The 17,909-nt window shown below is 72.3% G+C and carries 17 protein-coding genes; 6 read left to right on the top strand and 11 right to left on the bottom strand.

Annotated features, from left to right (window positions below):
• Positions 1 to 2: 2 nt before the first annotated feature.
• On the bottom strand, positions 3 to 4,910 hold the full coding sequence (locus KM427_RS07325; RefSeq protein ID WP_215526793.1) for an NAD-glutamate dehydrogenase: 4,908 nt from the start codon (positions 4,908 to 4,910) through the stop codon (positions 3 to 5).
• Between the two features lie 46 nt (positions 4,911 to 4,956).
• A complete protein-coding gene (locus KM427_RS07320) occupies positions 4,957 to 5,781 on the bottom strand; it encodes a tryptophan 2,3-dioxygenase (RefSeq protein WP_183591193.1) in 825 nt (274 codons plus the stop codon).
• 244 nt (positions 5,782 to 6,025) lie between these two features.
• On the opposite strand from KM427_RS07320, the gene KM427_RS07315 reads away from it, so the two are divergent.
• Positions 6,026 to 6,502, top strand: coding sequence for a DUF2505 domain-containing protein (locus KM427_RS07315; RefSeq protein ID WP_215526792.1), 477 nt, complete (start codon positions 6,026 to 6,028; stop codon positions 6,500 to 6,502).
• Here the strand turns inward: KM427_RS07315 and KM427_RS07310 are convergent.
• The 5 genes from KM427_RS07310 to KM427_RS07290 form a co-directional block, all read right to left on the bottom strand.
• Complete coding sequence (locus KM427_RS07310; protein WP_183591195.1) at positions 6,487 to 6,633, bottom strand: hypothetical protein; 147 nt, start codon at positions 6,631 to 6,633, stop codon at positions 6,487 to 6,489. The two genes, KM427_RS07315 and KM427_RS07310, sit on opposite strands and share 16 nt — an antisense overlap.
• 10 nt (positions 6,634 to 6,643) lie before the next feature.
• Positions 6,644 to 8,296: an L-glutamate gamma-semialdehyde dehydrogenase gene (gene pruA, locus KM427_RS07305; protein ID WP_183591196.1), complete on the bottom strand. Its 1,653-nt coding sequence runs from the start codon at positions 8,294 to 8,296 to the stop codon at positions 6,644 to 6,646.
• Positions 8,297 to 8,346: 50 nt separating this feature from the next.
• Positions 8,347 to 8,910: an apolipoprotein A1/A4/E family protein gene (locus tag KM427_RS07300; protein WP_215526791.1), complete on the bottom strand. Its 564-nt coding sequence runs from the start codon at positions 8,908 to 8,910 to the stop codon at positions 8,347 to 8,349.
• A gap of 105 nt (positions 8,911 to 9,015) precedes the next feature.
• The gene (locus KM427_RS07295) at positions 9,016 to 9,363 is read right to left on the bottom strand and encodes a DUF6912 family protein (RefSeq protein ID WP_183591198.1); all 348 of its coding nucleotides are present in this window, start codon (positions 9,361 to 9,363) and stop codon (positions 9,016 to 9,018) included.
• Positions 9,360 to 10,808: a WS/DGAT/MGAT family O-acyltransferase gene (locus tag KM427_RS07290; RefSeq protein ID WP_215526790.1), complete on the bottom strand. Its 1,449-nt coding sequence runs from the start codon at positions 10,806 to 10,808 to the stop codon at positions 9,360 to 9,362. The genes KM427_RS07295 and KM427_RS07290 overlap by 4 nt, the downstream gene beginning before the upstream one ends.
• 123 nt (positions 10,809 to 10,931) lie before the next feature.
• Between KM427_RS07290 and KM427_RS07285 the strand changes: the two genes are divergently transcribed.
• Both KM427_RS07285 and KM427_RS07280 read left to right on the top strand, forming a co-directional pair.
• The gene (locus KM427_RS07285) at positions 10,932 to 11,294 is read left to right on the top strand and encodes a cupredoxin domain-containing protein (protein WP_183591200.1); all 363 of its coding nucleotides are present in this window, start codon (positions 10,932 to 10,934) and stop codon (positions 11,292 to 11,294) included.
• A 9-nt stretch (positions 11,295 to 11,303) separates the two neighbouring features.
• The gene (locus KM427_RS07280; protein ID WP_183591201.1) at positions 11,304 to 12,632 is read left to right on the top strand and encodes a hypothetical protein; all 1,329 of its coding nucleotides are present in this window, start codon (positions 11,304 to 11,306) and stop codon (positions 12,630 to 12,632) included.
• 13 nt (positions 12,633 to 12,645) lie between these two features.
• Here the strand turns inward: KM427_RS07280 and KM427_RS07275 are convergent, their stop codons facing one another.
• From KM427_RS07275 to KM427_RS07265, 3 genes are all read right to left on the bottom strand, one after another.
• Positions 12,646 to 13,422 carry a hypothetical protein gene (locus KM427_RS07275; protein ID WP_183591202.1) on the bottom strand — a complete coding sequence of 259 codons (777 nt, stop codon included), beginning with the start codon at positions 13,420 to 13,422 and terminating at the stop codon, positions 12,646 to 12,648.
• Positions 13,423 to 13,499: 77 nt separating this feature from the next.
• Entirely contained in the window at positions 13,500 to 14,720 is a 1,221-nt protein-coding gene (locus KM427_RS07270) for a CpaE/TadZ family protein (protein ID WP_215526789.1), read from the bottom strand.
• Between the two features lie 3 nt (positions 14,721 to 14,723).
• Positions 14,724 to 15,431 carry a hypothetical protein gene (locus tag KM427_RS07265; RefSeq protein WP_215526788.1) on the bottom strand — a complete coding sequence of 236 codons (708 nt, stop codon included), beginning with the start codon at positions 15,429 to 15,431 and terminating at the stop codon, positions 14,724 to 14,726.
• Positions 15,432 to 15,530: 99 nt separating this feature from the next.
• Between KM427_RS07265 and KM427_RS07260 the strand changes: the two genes are divergently transcribed.
• The 3 genes from KM427_RS07260 to KM427_RS07250 all read left to right on the top strand — a co-directional run bounded on the left by KM427_RS07260 (position 15,531) and on the right by KM427_RS07250 (position 16,657).
• Entirely contained in the window at positions 15,531 to 15,776 is a 246-nt protein-coding gene (locus KM427_RS07260) for a helix-turn-helix domain-containing protein (protein WP_215526787.1), read from the top strand.
• A 105-nt stretch (positions 15,777 to 15,881) separates the two neighbouring features.
• Positions 15,882 to 16,388: a DUF2975 domain-containing protein gene (locus KM427_RS07255; RefSeq protein ID WP_215526786.1), complete on the top strand. Its 507-nt coding sequence runs from the start codon at positions 15,882 to 15,884 to the stop codon at positions 16,386 to 16,388.
• On the top strand, positions 16,388 to 16,657 hold the full coding sequence (locus tag KM427_RS07250; RefSeq protein WP_215526785.1) for a helix-turn-helix domain-containing protein: 270 nt from the start codon (positions 16,388 to 16,390) through the stop codon (positions 16,655 to 16,657). Before KM427_RS07255 ends, KM427_RS07250 begins: the two co-directional genes overlap by 1 nt.
• On the opposite strand, the gene KM427_RS07245 is transcribed toward KM427_RS07250, so the two are convergent.
• Positions 16,632 to 17,906, bottom strand: a complete 1,275-nt coding sequence (locus tag KM427_RS07245) for a S1C family serine protease (RefSeq protein WP_215526784.1) — start codon at positions 17,904 to 17,906, stop codon at positions 16,632 to 16,634. The genes KM427_RS07250 and KM427_RS07245 overlap by 26 nt on opposite strands.
• Between the last annotated feature and the right edge of the window lie 3 nt (positions 17,907 to 17,909).

The raw sequence follows: 17,909 nt of genomic DNA, 5'->3' as shown, positions 1-17,909 counted from the left end.
GCTCAGCCCGAGGCGAGGAGCCCCCGCACCACCCGCAGACCGACCGAGAGCCGGGCCAGGTCGGCCTGCTCGTCGGCGCAGATCTCCTCGAGCGTCGCGGTGGCGCGGGCGACCACGACGGCGTCGGCGTCCTCCCAGGCCGCGACCCGGGCCGGCGCGGTGTCCTCGGCGTCGGTGCGGCCCAGCACCTGCGCGGTCAGCTGGGCGTGCACGGTGTGCAGGTCGTCGCGCAGCGACGCCCGCGCCATGGTCTGCCAGCGGTCGGCCCGGGGCAGGGCGAGGATCCGCTGCACCAGCGCCGGCAGCCCGAGACGCTCCCCGAGGGCGAAGTGCACGCGGGCCACCACGGTCGGGTCGAGGTCCTCGCGGCCGGCGATCTCGATCACCCCGAGCAGCATGTAGGCCGGCGGCAGCACCGCCACCCGCGACGCGAGGTCCTCGGGCACGCCCGCGTGCTCGAGCGACTCCTTGCGCTCGACGTACGCCGCCAGCTCGCGTCCGCTCATCAGCTCGGGCAGCTCCGCCATCGTGCGCCGTACCGGCTCTCCGAACAGCTCGACGGTCCCCTGGCTGTCCAGGGGCGGCCGCCGGTTGTTGACCAGCCACCGCGACGCGCGCTCGACCAGGGTCCGCATCTCCAGGCGCATCCGGGTCTGGAGGGCCGCGGCGAGGCGGTTGTCGTAGGTCTTCAGCTCCCGGCGCAGGTCGAGGGAGCCGAAGATCTCGCGGGCCACGAAGTTGGCGCGGGTGAGCTCGCCCGCGCTCGCGCCGGTCTCGCCCGCGAGCCGCGGCCAGTAGGTGATGCCCGCGCCGTTGACGAGGTCGTTGACGACCTGGGTCACGATGATCTCGCGGCGCAGCGGGTGTCGCCGGACCTGCTCCTCGAAGCCCTCCCGCACCTGGGTCGGGAAGTAGGCGCGCAGGTCGTAGTCGAGGTACGGGTCGTCGGGCAGGTCGGACTCCAGCAGCTCCTGCGCGAGCACGATCTTCGTCCACGCGAGCAGCACCGAGAGCTCCGGAGCGGTCAGGCCCTCGTTGCCGTCGGCGCGGCGCTTGACCTCGCGCACCGGCGGCAGCCCCTCGAGCTCGCGGTCGAGCACGCCGTCGCGCTCCAGGCGCCGGATCCACTCCTCGTGCACGTGCAGCATCGAGGGTGCGTGGTCGAGCGCGTTGGCGAGGGCGAGGTTCTGCTCGTAGTTGTCGCGCAGCACCAGCTCGGCGACCTCGTCGGTCATCTCGGCGAGCAGCTGGTTGCGCTGCTTCTCGGTCAGGTCGCCGGCCTTGACGACCCGGTCGAGCAGGATCTTCAGGTTCACCTCGTGGTCGGAGGTGTCCACACCCGCCGAGTTGTCGATGAAGTCGGTGTTGATCCGTCCCCCGGCTCCCGAGCCGCCCCCGTCGCGGGCGCCGGCCCCCGACTGGGCGTACTCGATCCGGCCCAGCTGGGTCAGGCCGAGGTTGCCGCCCTCGCCGACGGCGCGGGCCCGGACGTCGCAGCCGTCGACGCGGATCCCGTCGTTGGCCTTGTCACCGGCCGCCGCGTGGCTCTCGGAGGACGCCTTGACGTAGGTGCCGATGCCGCCGTTCCAGAGCAGGTCGACCGGCGCCTTGAGGATCGCCTTCATCAGCTCGGCCGGGGTCATCGCCTCCACGCCCGCGTCGATGCCGAGGGACTCGCGGACCGCGTCGTTGAGCGAGATCCGCTTGAGCTGGCGGGAGTAGACGCCGCCGCCCTCGGAGATCAGGCTGCTGTCGTAGTCCTGCCAGCTCGACCGCGGGAGCCCGAACAGCCGCTCCCGCTCGGCGTACGACGCCGCCGGATCGGGCATCGGGTCGAGGAAGATGTCGCGGTGGTCGAAGGCCGCGACCAGCCGGAGGTGCTTCGAGCGGAGCATGCCGTTGCCGAAGACGTCGCCGGACATGTCACCGATGCCGGCGACCGTGAACTCCTCGGTCTGCGTGTCGATGCCGCGCTCGCGGAAGTGCCGCTGCACCGAGACCCACGCACCGCGGGCCGTGATGCCCATCGCCTTGTGGTCGTAGCCCACCGAGCCGCCGCTGGCGAACGCGTCGCCGAGCCAGAAGCCGTAGTCCTTGGCCACCGCGTTGGCGATGTCGGAGAACGTCGCCGTCCCCTTGTCGGCCGCGACCACCAGGTAGGTGTCGTCGCCGTCGTGGCGGACCACGTCGCGGGGCGGGACGGTCTCGCCGTCGACCAGGTTGTCGGTGATGTCGAGCAGGCCCGAGATGAAGGTCCGATAGCAGGCCACGCCCTCGGTCAGCCACGCGTCGCGGTCGCGGCTCGGGTCCGGCAGCTGCTTGCAGAAGAACGCGCCCTTCGCGCCGACCGGCACGATCACGGTGTTCTTCACCATCTGCGCCTTGACCAGGCCGAGCACCTCGGTGCGGAAGTCGTCGCGGCGGTCCGACCAGCGCAGCCCGCCACGGGCGACCGCGCCGAAGCGCAGGTGCGAGCCCTCGACGCGCGGCGAATACACGAAGATCTCGTAGCGCGGCCGGGGCGCCGGCAAGTCGGGGATGGCGTCGGGCTCGAGCTTGAGGGCGATGTAGGGCTTGGGGCCGCCGTCGGTGCCCGGCTGGAAGTAGTTGGTGCGCAGCGTCGCCTTGATGTGGGTGAGGTAGGAGCGCAGGATCCGGTCGTGGTCGAGGCTGACGACGTCGTCGAGCGCTCGACCGATCCTCTCCTCCAGGTCCGCCTCGGCGTGGTCCTCGCCGCCGTGCTCGCGCTTCGGGTCGAAGCGGGCCTCGAAGAGCCGCACCAGCAGGCGGGTGATGTCGACGTTGCCGCGCAGCGCGCCCTCGATGTAGTCGAGCGCGAACGGCGAGTTCCCCTGCCGCATGTACTTCGCGTACGCCCGCAGCAGGGTGGCCTGCCGCCAGCTCAGCCCCGCGGCGAGCACCAGCGCGTTGAAGCCGTCGATCTCGTTGAATCCCTCCCACACCGCCCGGATCGCGTCCTGGAAGGGCTCGCGGGCGTGGTCGGGCAGGCTCGCGCCGTACCGGAGCCCGAACTCGTAGATGTAGGTCGGCCGCTCCAGGTCGAGCTGGTAGGGCCGCTCGTCGATCACCTCGACGCCCATCGACGAGAGCATCGGCAGCACGTTCGACAGCGACAGCGGCGGCCCGACGCGATAGACCTTGAGCCGCGCCTCTCCTCGGCCGGCGTCCAGGTCCTCGTAGAGCGACAGGTCGAGCCCGGAGTCGTGCTCGTCCAGGCGCATGCCCTCGAGCCGACCCAGGTCGACCGCCGCGACGCGCGGGGTGAAGTCCTCCTTGTACCCCTCGGGGAACGAGTCGAGGTAGCGGCGCAGCAGCGCGGTGCCGCTCTCCTCGCCGTACGACGCCAGCACCGCGGTGGTGAAGTCGTCGCGCCACGAGCGGGAGGCCTCGACCATCCGGCGCTCGAGGTCCGCGGTGTCGACCTCGCGGATGTCGGCGCCCTTGGGCGGGTGCACCACGAAGTGCACCCGCGCGGTCGTGGACTCGGTCAGCCGCACCGTGAACTCGACGGACTCGCCGCCGAGCCGGTCGCGCAGGATCTCTGAGAACCGCTCGCGGACGGCGGTGTTGTAGCGGTCGCGCGGCAGGTAGACGAGCACGGAGACGTAGCGCCCGTAGGTGTCGCGGCGGATGAAGAGCCGCAGCTGGCGCCGCTCGCGCGCATGCATGGCCTGCTCGGCCATCGGCGCGAGCTCGTCGACGGTCGTGTGGAAGAGCTCGTCACGCGGGTAGGTCTCCAGCGTGTCCATGAGCGCCTTGCCGTCGTGGCTCATCGGGGAGAAGCCGATGCGCTGGAGGACGGCCGCGGCACGCTCGCGCAGCAGCGGGATCCGGGTCAGCGACTCGGTGTACGCCGCGCTGGAGTAGAGCCCGAGGAAGCGGCGCTCGCCGACGACCTCGCCGTTCTCGAACTTCTTGACGCCGACGTAGTCGAGGTACGCCGGGCGGTGCACGGTCGAGCGCGAGTTGGCCTTGGTGAGCACCAGCACGGTCTTCTCGCGGGCCTTGCGGGCCGCCGCGGCCGGCAGCCGGCCGCTGGTCGCGGCCATGTCCTGGTCGGCCCGCAGGATGCCGAGGCCGCTGCCGGCGACCCCGCGGAGGTGCTCGTGGTCGCCGTGACGCTCCAGGCCGTACTCCCGGTAGCCGAGGAACGTGAAGTGGTCGTCGGCCAGCCACTGCAGCAGGTTGCGGGCCTGGACGACCTCGGCGGGGTCGACGCCCTCCGGCGGGGACGTGGTCAGCTCGTCGACGATGGTCGCGACCTGGGCGTGCATCTTGTCCCAGTCCTCGACGGACTCACGCACGTCACGGAGCACGCGCTGGACGGCGTCCTCGATGCCCGCGACGTCGGCGCCCTCGGGGAGCCGGTCGATCTCGACGTGCATCCACGACTCGCGGACCGCCCGGTCGTCGCGCTCGCCGGCGGACTCCGCTCCCTCGCCCACCGGGCGCACGCTCTGCAGCGAGCCGGTGATGTCGCGCACCACGTCGAAGACCGGGTGGATCACCAGGTGCACGTCGTGCAGCTGGCGCGAGAGCTCCATCGTCAGCGAGTCGACGAGGAAGGGCATGTCGTCGACGACGACCTCGACGACCGAGTGTCCGTCGACCGACCAGCCCTGCTCGCTCGGACCCGGCGTCAGGATCCGCACCCGGGCGGTGCCCTGCGGCCGGTTGCCGGCCAGCTTGTAGTGCGAGGCGAAGGCGCCGTAGACGTCGACGTCCGAGCGATCGCCGATGTCCTCGACGGCGACGTGGCGGTAGTAGGCCCGGATCAGCGCCTCGAGCTCGTCCCGCGGTGGCCCGCCGCTCCCCCTCCCCGACCGGGCCAGCTCGATGGCACTCGAGAGGAGGGCAGACTTGTCCGCTTCATGCGTCGCCGTTGACACAACTCCGAGATTAGTGGATGCCCGGCGGCTCGCGCGGGGTCGGTGGTCAGAGCTTGCTGCGCAGCTCCCACAGCAGCGGGTAGTACTGCAGCGGCAGCCGGGAGCGGAGGTAGGTCGCGCCGGTCGATCCGCCCGTGCCCGACTTGGCGCCGATCATCCGCTCGACCATCACCACGTGGCGGGCGCGCCAGTTCGCGGCCAGCTCGTCATGCTGGAGCAGGGCCTCGGCGAGGGCCCACACCACGGCGTACCGGTCCCGGTCGTGGGCGACGGTGCGCATCGACGCGGAGACGTCGGCGTCGGTCTCGGCGGCCAGGCCGAAGGAGCGCAGGACGGCGAGGAACGCGTCCCACAGGCTCGGCTCCTCGAGGCGCTCCGCGAGCCGCGCCTCCTCCGCGTCGGTGAGGCCGCGGAAGCGACGCAGGTACGCCGGGTCCTTCGCGCCGGAGAGGAACTCCAGCTCGCGGAACTGCACCGACTGGAAGCCGCTGGCCGGGGCGAGTCGCTGCCGGAACTCCAGGAAGTCCTGCGGGGTCATCGTCTCCAGCACGTCGACCTGCTGGACGAGCACCCGCTCGATCACGTGCACCCGCGTGAGCAGGTGCTGGGCCCACCAGAGGCGGCCGCCTCCCTCGGACTGTGGGGAGTCGCCGCCGAGCATCGCCTCCCGGGCCGCGGTGACCTCGTGCAGGAGCTGCTTGAACCACAGCTCGTAGACCTGGTGGATGGTGATGAACAGCAGCTCGTCGTGGGCCGGTGGCTCCGACTCGAGATGCTGAGCGTCGAGCAGCTGGCCGAGCCGGAGGTAGCTGCCGTAGGTGAGTTGCGCCCCCTGCTCGCCGAAGGACACGAAGCTCTCGGTCTCGCTCATGGACCGAGAGTACGGCTCGCACCGCACTGCCGGTCGAGGTGCCGTTTCCATGCCATTGCGCGGTTCTGACACGTCAGGCGCCGTCCGGGACGCCACAACCGCGCGATTGCACCGCGAGGGCGTCCCCACCGCGCCCGGCCACCGACGCACGGGGCCGGCCGCGCCGACTCGGCGTGATCAGCCCGTCCGAGCGCCGGCTCCACGCACCGAAGGGTGACCGGAGAGGCCCGGCATGATGGGGCTCATGAGGCTCACGCACACGATGACCTACAACGCCCCGCTGGCCGCGGTGGGCGCGATGCTCGACGACCAGGCCTACCGCGACGAGGTCCTCGCGGCCCAGGGGTCGCTGCGGGGCACGGCGAGCTTCGAGCAGGACGGCGACACTCTCGTGGTGGTCGTCGACCAGGTGCAGCGGGCCGACGGGATCCCGGCGTTCGCGAGGAAGATCGTGGGCGACGAGATCAACATCGTCCAGCGCGAGGAGTGGACGTCGGCCGACCACGCCGACCTGCACGTGACGATCCCCGGCAAGCCGGGCCGGATGGTCGGCAGCATCGGGCTCGCCGGGGACGGCGAGACGACCACCGAGACCGTCGACGTCGAGATCTCCGTCGACCTCCCGCTGGTCGGCGGCAAGCTCGAGAAGCTGATCGGCGACCTGCTCGGCAAGTCGCTGCGCGCCGAGGAGCGAGTGGCGCGCGACTACCTGTCCCGCTGATCCTCGTGGACGTCCTGCCGGCGGCGCAGCACGATCACCGCCGCCAGCAGCAGGAACGGGCCGAACGCCAGGACCAGCGTCAGCACCTGCTCGAACGGGTGCAGCGCACCCATGTGCATCGGGAGGATCATCGCCGGACCGTCAGCCCTGGTACGGGTAGCGGTAGTCGGTCGGCGGGACGAACGTCTCCTTGATCGAGCGCGGGCTGGTCCACCGCAGCAGGTTGACCGCGGCGCCGGCCTTGTCGTTGGTGCCCGAGGCCCGGCCGCCGCCGAACGGCTGCTGGCCGACGACCGCGCCGGTCGGCTTGTCGTTGATGTAGAAGTTGCCGGCTGCGAACCGGAGCGCCTCCTGGGCCCACGCGATCGCGCGGCGGTCCTGGGCGATGATCGAGCCGGTCAGGGCGTACGGCGCGATCGACTCCATGCCGTGCACGACCTTCTCGAAGGCCTGGTCATCACGGTCCTCGTAGACGTGCACGGCCAGGATCGGACCGAAGTACTCGGTCGTGAACATCTCGTCGGTCGGGTCGCCGCCCTCGACGACGGTCGGGTTCACGAACCAGCCGACCGAGTCGTCGAGCCGGCCGCCGACCAGCACGTCGAGCTTGCGCGACCGCTTCGCGCGGGCGATGGCGGCCTTGTGCTTGGCGAACGCCCGGTCGTCGATGACCGCGCCCATGAAGACCCCGCCGCTCTCCGCGGAGAAGTCGGACGGGTCGCCGACCGTGATCGACTCGATCTCGGCGAGGAAGGAGTCCTTCATCCGCTTCCACACCGACCGCGCGACGTACGCCCGGGACGCGGCCGAGCACTTCTGGCCCTGAAACTCGAACGCGCCGCGGATCATCGCCGTGCGCACCACGTCGGGGTCGGCCGAGGGGTGGGCGACGATGAAGTCCTTGCCGCCCGTCTCGCCGACGATCCGCGGGTAGGACCGGTAGCCCGAGATGTTGTTGCCGACCTCGCGCCACAGGTGCTGGAACGTCGGAGTCGAGCCGGTGAAGTGGATGCCGGCCAGGTCGGGGTGCGCCAGCGTCACCTTCGAGACCTCGATGCCGTCGCCGGGCAGCATGTTGATCACGCCCGGCGGCAAGCCGGCCTCCTCGAGCAGCTCCATCGTCAGCGACGCGGCGAGCTGCTGGGTCGGCGACGGCTTCCAGATGACCGTGTTGCCCATCAGCGCCGGCGCGGTGGGCAGGTTGCCCGCGATCGCGGTGAAGTTGAACGGCGTGATCGCGTAGACGAAACCCTCCAGCGGACGGTGGTCGGTGCGGTTCCACACGCCCGGGCTGTTCGCGATCGGCTGGTCGGCGAGGATCTGCCGCGCGTAGTGCACGTTGTAGCGCCAGAAGTCGATCAGCTCGCACGCGGCGTCGATCTCGGCCTGGAACGGCGTCTTCGACTGGCCGAGCACGGTCGCGGCGTTCAGCCGCTGACGCCAGGGACCGGCCAGCAGGTCCGCCGCCTTGAGGATGACGGCGGCGCGGTCGTCGAAGGACATGTCCCGCCACCCCGGCGCCGCCTCGCCCGCGGCCTTCACCGCGGCCCGGGCGTCGGCCTGCGTGGAGCCCTTGAAGGTGCCGAGCACGTGCTGGTGGTCGTGCGGCTGGACCACCCGCGTCTCCGCACCACCGCCGGCCCTCCAGCGACCACCGATGTAGCCGCGCAGGTTCTGCTGTCGCTTCTCGAGCTTCGCGATCTCCACGAGCAGGGCCTCCCGTTCGGAGGTGCCCGGCGCGTAGGTCAGGTTCGGCTCGTTGATCGGAGCCGGAGGAGAGGTCACAGCGTCCATGCCAGCGATGCTCTCACTGCAGGCCCGCGCCCCCAAACCGGAGCCGGGTGCTACTCCCCTGACACCGCCGCCGAGTGCGACTCCTCGAGTCGGGGCCGCAGCCCTGCGGCGAGGGCGTAGACGCGGTCATCGAGCCGCCCGATATCGGCCTTGAGCTCGGACTTCAGTCCGGCGATATCGGCCTTCAACTCGTCACGCACCCCGACGAGATCGGCCTTCAACTCGTCACGCACCCCGACGAGATCGCCCTTCAACTCGTCACGCACCCCGACGAGATCGCCCTTCAACTCGTCACGCACCCCGACGAGATCGGCCTTGAACTCGTGACGCAGCCCGACGAGATCGCCCTTCAACTCGTCACGCACCCCGACAAGGTCGGCCTTCAACTCGTCACGCACCCCGACGAGATCGGCCTTGAACTCGTGACGCAATCCGACGAGATCGGCCTTCGCCTCGCGACGGTTCGCGTCGACCTTGGCATCCAGACGTGCGATGTCGCCCTTCAGGTCGAGGCGCAACGACCGCGTCTGTCCCAGCACCAGACCGCCGAGGCTGACCACGACGCCGAGCAGGGCCGCCAGGGAGACCCAGGTGTCGATGGTCATCGTGCTCACCTTCCCAGTGTGCGCGCACCGGCGTGCGATCGCCACCACGGTAGGGACACACCCGACGCTCCACCAGTCCGGCCCGAATCCCTGTGGACAATGGGGGCCGGCCGCTCACAGCAGCTGCGCGATCTCCTGAACGCCGAACCACCCGAGGTCGTCGTCGGGGTCGGCGTCGGGGCCGCGGTCGGTAGCGTCGGCGTGCACGGCGACCCAGCGCTTGCGCGGGATCCGGTCCCCCGGCTCGGGCACCCGGCCGAGCTCGGCGACCAGCACGACCCGGCGACCCGACCCGCCGCCGGCGTGCGCGGAGAGATCGGCCGCCGTCATCAGCGCGGCGTACTCCTCGTCCTCGCTGTCGTCGGCCGCGACCACGACGTCGTCGGTCGCGACCACCTCGCCGTCGGCGTCCGCGGCCGCGAGACCGCCGAGGGTGAGCGGGACATAGACACGATGGGTCACGGGCCCTCCGGAGCCTTGCGCTTGCGCCGACCGCGCGGCGCGCGGTTGCGGGCGGCCGAGGTCGAGTCGACGAGCTCGTCGAGCGCCTCGACCAGGCACGGCCCGAGCAGCTCGGCGTCGGGCAGCAGGTCGCGGTCGGCGTTGAGCCCGTAGAACACCGATCCGTCGTACGACGTCACGCCGATCGCCAGCGGGTGGCCCTCGAAGAGCGGGGGCACGGGGTACGACGCGACCATCCGCGCGCCCGCGGCGTAGAGCGAGGTCTGCGGTCCGGGCACGTTGGTGACGCAGAGCTGGTAGCCGCGCCGCCGCTCGACGCCCGCGACCCGAGCACCCAGCGCGTGGAACGTCGCGGGCGCGAAGCCGGACATGCCGGCCAGCCGCGCGGCCGGGATGCCGCGCCCGGTCTCCTGGTGGGCGAGGAAGGAGTACGACACCTGGTGCAGCCGGACGACGGGGCTGGGCTCGCCCACTGGAAGGTCGACGAAGTGGGCCGCGATCTGGCTGCCGAGCGAGGTCGGCTCGAGCTCGTCGTCGATCACCGAGACCGGCGCCAGGGCTCGGATCTGCCGGATGCCGCGCATCGACTCGCCGCGGGTCATCAGCCAGGCGCGCAGCGCCCCGGTGATGGTCGCGAGCACGACGTCGTTGACCGAGCCGCCGTGCACCTCACGGACCTTGCGGTGGTCGGCCAGGTCGGTGCGGACCATCACCAGGCGCCGCTGCTGCGAGAGCGGGCCGATGATCGGCGACTCCGCGCGCGGGCTGCGGTTGGTCAGCGCGTCGAGCACCCGGCCGGTCGTCCGGGCTCCGTCGGCGACGCCCCGCAGCACCGCACCCGTGGTGGCGGCCACCGTGTCGGTGACGGTCTCGACCTCGGTGACCGAGTCCCGCACCGCCCCGGCCATCAGGGAGAACGGGGAGGGCCGGCCGCGGGGGTGCCACTCGTCGTGGCCGAGCTCCCGGAGCTCGGGGTTGGCGTCGAGGAGCACCTGCCCGATGTCGACGGTCTGCACACCGTCGACCAACACGTGGTGCGACTTGGACAGCATCGCGACCCGGCCGTCGGCGAGACCCTCGACGAGGTACAGCTCCCACAGCGGCCGGTTGCGATCGAGCGGCCGCGAGATGATCCGCGACGCCAGGTCGCGCAGCTGGTCGACGCTGCCGGGCCGCGGCAGCGCCGAACGGCGCACGTGGTAGCCGATCTCGAAGCGGTCGTCGTCGACCCACACCGGGTTCGCGAGCCGGCCCGGCACGGTCTGGATCCGCTGCCGGTAGCGCGGGACGAACGAGATCCGGTCCTCCACCAGCCGCACCAGCCGCGCGTAGTCGAACCCGGAGTCGCCGGGGTCGAAGATCTCGACCGTCGCGTTGTGCATGGGTGTCGACGCGGACTCCTCGGCCAGCACGGCCACGTCCCGCGGCCGGAGCCGTTCGCTCATCCGACACCCCCTCCGTGCCTGCGCCGTCCCTGCGCCGCCACTGTGCGCCGGCGGACCCGACGTACCGACGGTTGGTACGACATGGGATTCTGACAGACGTCACCCCGACGAGAAGGATGTCCGATGCGCCGTTCCCTCGCTGCCGTGGCCGCGACCCTCGCCACCCTGTCGTTCGCGACCGCCTGTGGGGACGAGGAGAAGCCCCCCGCCGACTCCACCGACGCCAAGGTCATCGAGCTGACCTTCGCGGACGGCACCGTGACGCCCAACGGCGACCGGGTCGAGGTAGCGGTTGGCCAGGACATCGAGCTCGACGTGACCGCGGACGAGCCCGGCGAGATCCATGTGCACTCCACTCCCGAGCAGGAGCTGGAGTACGCCGCCGGCGAGAGCACCGTCACGATCAAGGGCATCGACCAGCCCGGCGTCGTCGAGGTCGAGTCGCACGAGCTGGACCAGGTGATCGTCCAGCTCGAGGTCCGCTAGGCCGCCGAGTTGTCCCCGGACGGATACAACCTCGCCCATGGGATCGGCGGGGCGAAGGACCTGCCGATCTCACCCGAGCTCGCGATCGCGGGCGCGACCGCCGCGCTGGTCATCTCGTTCACCGTGCTGGCGCTGGCGTGGCGCACGCCCCGCTACGACGCGACCACCAGCGGCCGGCCCGCACCCGCCTGGCTCGCCTCGATCGTCGACTCGACCTGGTGGCGCGTGCTGTGGCGCGCCGCGGGCTTCGCGCTGTTCCTCTACGTCGGTGCCGCGGCGGTCTTCGGCAAGGACCTCGTCATCAACCCGTTCTTCGGGGTCTTCTACGTCTGGTGGTGGGTCGGGCTGGTGCCCCTCTCGCTGTTCCTCGGGCCGGTCTGGAAGGCGATCAGCCCGGTCCGCACCATCAACCTCGCGTTCGCGAAGGTCTCGGGCAGCGACCCCGAGCGCGGCATCTTCGCCTATCCCGAGCGGCTGGGTCACTGGCCGGCCGCGATCGGCCTGTTCGCGTTCGTCTGGCTCGAGCTGGTCTACCCCTACTCCACCGAGCTCGGCCCGGTCCGGCTGTGGGTGGCCGGCTACGTCGCGGTGATGCTGGTCGGCGGCGCCCTGTTCGGCAACGTCTTCTACGAGCGCGCCGACCCGTTCGAGGTCTACTCCACGCTCGTCAGCCGGATGTCGCCGTGGGGCCGGCGCGACGGCGTGCTGCTGATCCGCAGCCCGCTGGCCAACCTCGACGCGACCCCGGTCCACCCCGGGCTGTTCGGGGTGGTCGCGGTGCTCTTCGGCAGCACGGCGTTCGACTCGTTCAAGGACTCCACCCGCTGGGTGAAGTTCGTCCAGGGCAGCACGACCTCGTCGTACCTGCTCAACAACATCGCCCTGGTGGCGTTCTGCGTCGGCGTGGGGCTGATCTTCGCCGCCGGCACCATGCTCACCGGGCTCGGCGACGACCTGCGCCGCCGCGAGCTGCCCGACCTGTTCGCGCACTCCGTGGTGCCGATCGTGGTCGGGTACGTCGTCGCGCACTACCTCAGCTACCTGGTCGAGGTCGGACAGCTGACCCTGATCCAGCTCAGCGACCCCTTCAGCGACGGCAGCAACTACCTCGGCACCGCCAACCTCGACGTCAACTACTGGCTCAGCTACCACCCCACCCTGCTGGCCAACGTCAAGGTGCTGGCGGTGATCGCCGGCCACGTCCTCGGCGTGATCGCGGCCCACGACCGCGCGATCCGGATCCTGCCGCCACGGCACCAGCTCACCGGCCAGCTGCCGCTGCTGGTCGCGATGATCGCGTTCACCGTCGGCGGCCTCTACCTGCTGTTCGCAGGCTAGGCGAACACCCGCCTCAGGCCGCGGCGGGGCCGGCAGCGATGCCGGCCAGCCACGGCTCGCTGGCGGCGACCACGAGCTGGGCGTCGACGACGTCGGCGAGGATCACCGCGGCGGCACGCAGCCGGGTGGCCCGGAAGACCGGGCTGCGCCGTACGGGCAGGCTGGAGACCGAGGTCACCCGGGCGACCATCCGCAGCGAGACCTGCCGGCCGGTGAGCGAGGCCGTGGAGAGGAAGCTCTCGGCGATGCCGTCCCAGTAGTACTCGGAGCGATCGGTCCACACGTCGGTCACCGCCCGCACCCGGTGCGAGCTGCCCGTGAAGTCGGCGATGCCGTGTAGCACGTCGAGCACCTCGTCGTACCCGGGGCCGAAGCCGAGCTGCTCCTCGGGTCCGACCAGCTGGCGCAGCGGCCGCATCGTCTCCTCGGCGACAGAGGGGGCGATCCAGCGTCCGAGGTGGAGCACCGTCGCGACGTCGCAGAGCGCGTCGACGCCGTTGCGGTGGGCCCGGTCCAGACCGGGTAGCTGGTCGAGGTAGAAGTGCACCAGGTTGGCCCGCACCCGCACCTGGCTGACGAGCAGGTCGGGCGGCGCGCCGGCGGGCAGCACCGTGGGGCTGACCGGACCACGCATCGTGCCGAGCATCCCGAGCTCGATCCGCGACATCCGCGGGATCAGCGCGGGGACGACCGAGCCCAGCAGCGGCGCCGGGGACCGCCGGCCGTTGGGGCTGAGCAGGCGCGCCTCCATCGCGGCGGCCGCCGGCTCCAGGTCATCGAGTTCCCACACGGTGGATGTTCGGCATCCGGAGCCGTCGCCTGAGGGTTCCGGGCGCCGATCCCCTCCGCGATCCCTGGGCCCGATGCTCACCCGACCGGCGGCAGCACCCCGTCGACGATCCGGGCCACCGCCCGGCCGAGCTCGGAGTCGCCGCCCTCGACGAGGGTCCGGCCGGCGACCAACGCCCGGTCGACCGCCGCCTGGTCGTCGGGCAGGAAGTGGAGGGCGCTCGGCCGGGCGAACCCGGACACCATCGCGGCGATCTCGCGCTCGCTCCAGCCGAGCGTGGGACGCATCCGGTTGACGACGACCTGGACCGGCCGCCCCGGCCACCGGTCACGGACCTCGACCAGGCCACGGGCCAGCCGGGTCAGCCCGACCGGGTCGGCCGCGCCGACGACGAGCAGGTCGTCGGCGGCCTCGACCGCCGCGAGGGTGAGGTGGTTGCGGCCGGGACGCCCGCCGAGGTCGGGCACCGCGTCGTCCTCGAGGCTGAAGCCGGTGTCGACGACCACCTCCCCACGCTCACGCGCCAGCGTCACCAGCGACTCCAGGGTGCCCGCGCGTACCTCGGACCACCGGTCGGCGCGCGGCAGCCCGGTGACGACGCTCAGGTGCTGGTCGAGACCACGCTGGATCGACCCGAGCCGTTCCGCGAGCTGACCGGCGGCCTCGAGGCGCACCGCGGCGAGCAGCCCGGAGACCTCGTCGAGGATCCCGAGCTGCTGGGCGACCGCTCCGCCGTACGGGTCCGCGTCGACCAGCACCGTGGGTCGACGTCGCCGGGCGATCTCGGCCGCGAGCGCCGAGGCGAGCGTGGTCCGGCCGGAGCCCGCGGGACCCCAGACCGCCACCACGCGACCGGCGACCGCGGGGCTCGCCGCGCCAGGCGCACCGGGCGGGGCCGCGGGCGCGGGTGCCTCCGGTTGGCGCACCTGCGTGGGCAGCTCGTCGGCGCAGAGCGCGTCCGCGAGCGTGTCGAGCCGGTCGTGGGTGACCACGGTCCGGATGCCAATGCGGCCGGCCCGCAGCCGGCCACCGTCGAGGGTGGCATCGCCCCGCGCGATCGCGACCGGCCGGACGCCGTGGGCGCGCAGGTGGTCGACGGCCGCGCGGTCGAGGCCCGGGTCGTCGATGCCGACCACGGCGACGCCGGCCTGGCCGGCGGTGGCGGCCGCGAGCAGGTCGTCGACGTCGACGCAGCGCTTGAGCACCACGACCCGCGGATGGTCGCCGAGCAGCCGCAGCGCCTCGGGCTCCCAGGCCGCGCCGGAGGCGACGATCAGCGCGACGACCCGGTCGGCCATGCCTCAACCCCGGCGGACCACGGTCAGCACCGGCGTCTCCCGCGCCGCGACGGCGGCGAAGTACGCCGCGGCTGCGTCCTCGGGTACCGCGAGCACCAGCTGCCGGCGCCCGCTCACCCCGCCGAAGCCGGCATCGGGCCCGGGAGCGTCGACGACGGTCGCCTCCCGCAGCACCGGCGTGCCCGGCTCGGTCGCGGCGGCCCGGTCGCGGGCCGGCGAGCCGACCAGGTAGACGTCCACGACGGAGCCGGCACCGACCGCCGGGGGCACCTGGTCCGCCTCGACGGCGACCGGGAGCTCGACGGTGTCGGCCGGCTGGTCGTCCGCCCCGACGGCGCCGCGCGGCAGCAGCTCGCCGGCTCCCACGCCGCGGACCAGCCGCAGACCGCCCGGCAGGGCCTCCTCGACCCGGTAGTAGGCGGTCAGGTCGTCGCCGTCGGCGAACCGGACCCGGCGGGCCACCAGGTCGTCCTCGGTGAGCTGCGCGCCCGGACCGGCGTCGGCCGCGACCGCCCAGACGCGCACCGTGTCATCGGCGGCGGCCAAGAGCCGGGACCCGGCGACCACGGACCCGGCCACGATCAGCAGGCCGACCCACAGCCGCGGGTCGCGCCAGCCCGGGCTCGTCGTCCGGGTCGCGGGCGGCACCGTTGCCCGGGCCCGCCCGCGCCCGTCGGCCTCCCGCTCCTCGTGCCTGGCCCCGAGACTCACGACGACATGATCACCCCGGCGCCCGACCGCGAAACCCGGCCCTCCACAGGGCGGCCGCGCCGGGCCCGGCCGGCGCGACCGGGATGCGACGATGGATCCATGGCCGCGAGTCCCCGCTTCCTCACCCTCGCCGACGTCGCCGAGGTGCTCAACACCTCCAGCGCGCAGGTCTACGCGCTGGTGCGCCGCGGCGAGCTGCCGGCGATCAAGATCGGCGGCCGCGGCCAGTGGCGGGTCGAGGCCGACCAGCTCGAGGAGTTCATCCAGCGCATGTACGCCGACACCCGCGCCTTCGTCGACGAGCACCCGTTCGTGGAGTCCCCGGCCGAGGAGCACACCGACTGACCCACAGCGCCTATCTATTGACATTCGATAGATACCGACCGACACTCGTGACATCTGTCGTCGAGAGCCGGCCGCCGTCGCGCGGGCCGGCGTCGGGAGGTCGGGATGAGCAACTGGGCAGTGCGCGCGCTGCGCGTGGTCATCGCCGTCGCCCTGGTCGGGTCGCTCGTGGTGCAGCTGGTGCTGGTGCCCCTGCTGTGGCTGGACCTCGACGACGCGCCCGAGGCCGTCCGCGTGCCGCTGGTCGTGATCGGCGTGCTGGGCGTCGGGACCCTGCAGGTCACCGGCGTGTGCATCTGGCGCCTGCTGACGATGGTCGGCCATGGGACGGTGTTCTCCCCCGCGGCGTTCCGCTACGTCGACATCGTGATCGGGGCGATCGCCACGGGGGCCGTGTTGCTCTTCGGCGTCGCCGTGGTGGCCCGCTTCAGCAACCGGTCCACCCCCGGTGACGAGGTCCCTCCCGGAGTGGTGGCGTTGATCTGCGGGCTGGCCCTGGTGATCGCGGGAGTCGCCCTCGTCGTCTACGTGCTGAGGATGCTGCTGGTCCAGGCGGTCGCGCTCGACTCCGAGGCGAAGCACCTCCAGTCCGAGCTCGACGAGGTCATCTGATGGCGATCGTGGTGCGCATCGACGTGGAGCTGGCCCGCCGGAAGATGAGCGTCGGCGAGTTCGCGGAGCGGGTCGGCCTCACCCCGGCCAACGTCGCGGTGCTCAAGAACGGCCGCGCGAAGGCGGTCCGGTTCAGCACCCTGGAGGCGATGTGCCAGGTGCTGGAGTGCCAGCCCGGCGACCTCCTCGAGTGGGTCCCCGACGGCGAGCCCGACCGCGGCGACCGGGAGGCCGGTGCCGAGCTCAGCCCACCTCACCGTCGAGGGTGAGCTCGACCGTCCGCTCCTTGCCGTCGCGGACCACCGTGAACTCGACCTTCTCGCCGGGCTGATGGGTGCGGATCGCGACGATCAGCGCGATCCCGTCGGTGACCCGGGAGCCGTCGACGGCCGTGATGACGTCGCCCTTCCTCAGCCCGCCGTCCTCCGCCGGGGTGTCCGGCATGACCGAGTCGATCTCGGCGCCGGTGCCGCCGGTCGCGCCGGTGCGCACCTGGGCCCCGATCACGGGGTAGCGCGCCTCACCGGTGCGCAGGATCTGGTCGGCGGTGACCTTGACCTGCTCGATCGGGATCGCGAAGCCGACGCCGATGTTGCCGGACTCGCCGCCGATCATGCCGCCCGTGGTGGCGATCGCGGAGTTCACCCCCACGACCTGGCCGCGCAGGTTGACCAGCGGGCCACCGGAGTTGCCGGGGTTGATCGCCGCGTCGGTCTGGACGGCGTTGATGTACGACGACTCGTTGCCCGAGTCGCCGGTCGTCACCGGCCGGTGCAGTGCGCTCACGATGCCGGCCGTCACCGTCGAGCTGAGCCCGAGGGGCGAGCCGATCGCGACCACGCCCTCGCCGACGACGAGCCCCTCGGCGGTGCCGAGGGCCGCCGGCGTCATCCGGCGCGCGTCCTGCACGTAGAGCACGGCCAGGTCGTAGACGGGGCTGCGCCCCACGATCGTGGCCTCGTAGCGGTTGCCGTCCTGCGCGACGACCTCGATCGGGCCGTCGTCGTCGGCCGCGTCGGCGACGACGTGGTTGTTGGTGACGATGTGGCCCTGGCGGTCCAGCACGAAGCCGGAGCCGGTGGCGCCGCCGGCCTCGCCCTTGAACTCGGCGATGACCTGCACGGTGCTCGGGAGCAGCTTCTGGGCCACCGCCGCGATCGAGCCGTTGTCGAGGGGCAGCGGCGGCTCGGAGACCGTGTCCACCGCGGAGAGCCCGCCGGAGACCGTGCCCTGGTCGTCCTGGATCCGCTCGTAGGCGACCCCACCGACGAGCCCGCCGAAGGTGCCGACCACGAGCGCGAGCAGGCAGACGACCGGCCAGACCCAGCCGGGGACGCGGCCGCGCACCTGCGCGTGCCGCGGCGGGTGGGCGGGAGCCGGGGCCGGGAGGTGCCAGGCAGGCGGATACGGCGGCGCCTGCGTCGTCGGCGGCACCCAGGTGGGTGCGGGGCCGGCCGGCGGCGGGAACGGCAGCGGCCGGGTCGGCTCGGGGCCGGCCGGGGCGTCGTCGTGGCTCACGGC

Origin of the sequence: Nocardioides sp. LMS-CY, assembly GCF_018732145.1 — a bacterium.
GTDB classification, from domain to species: domain Bacteria; phylum Actinomycetota; class Actinomycetes; order Propionibacteriales; family Nocardioidaceae; genus Nocardioides; species Nocardioides soli.
The sequence above is the reverse complement of the archived record's forward strand: the minus strand, read 5'-3'. Positions and strand labels throughout refer to the sequence as shown.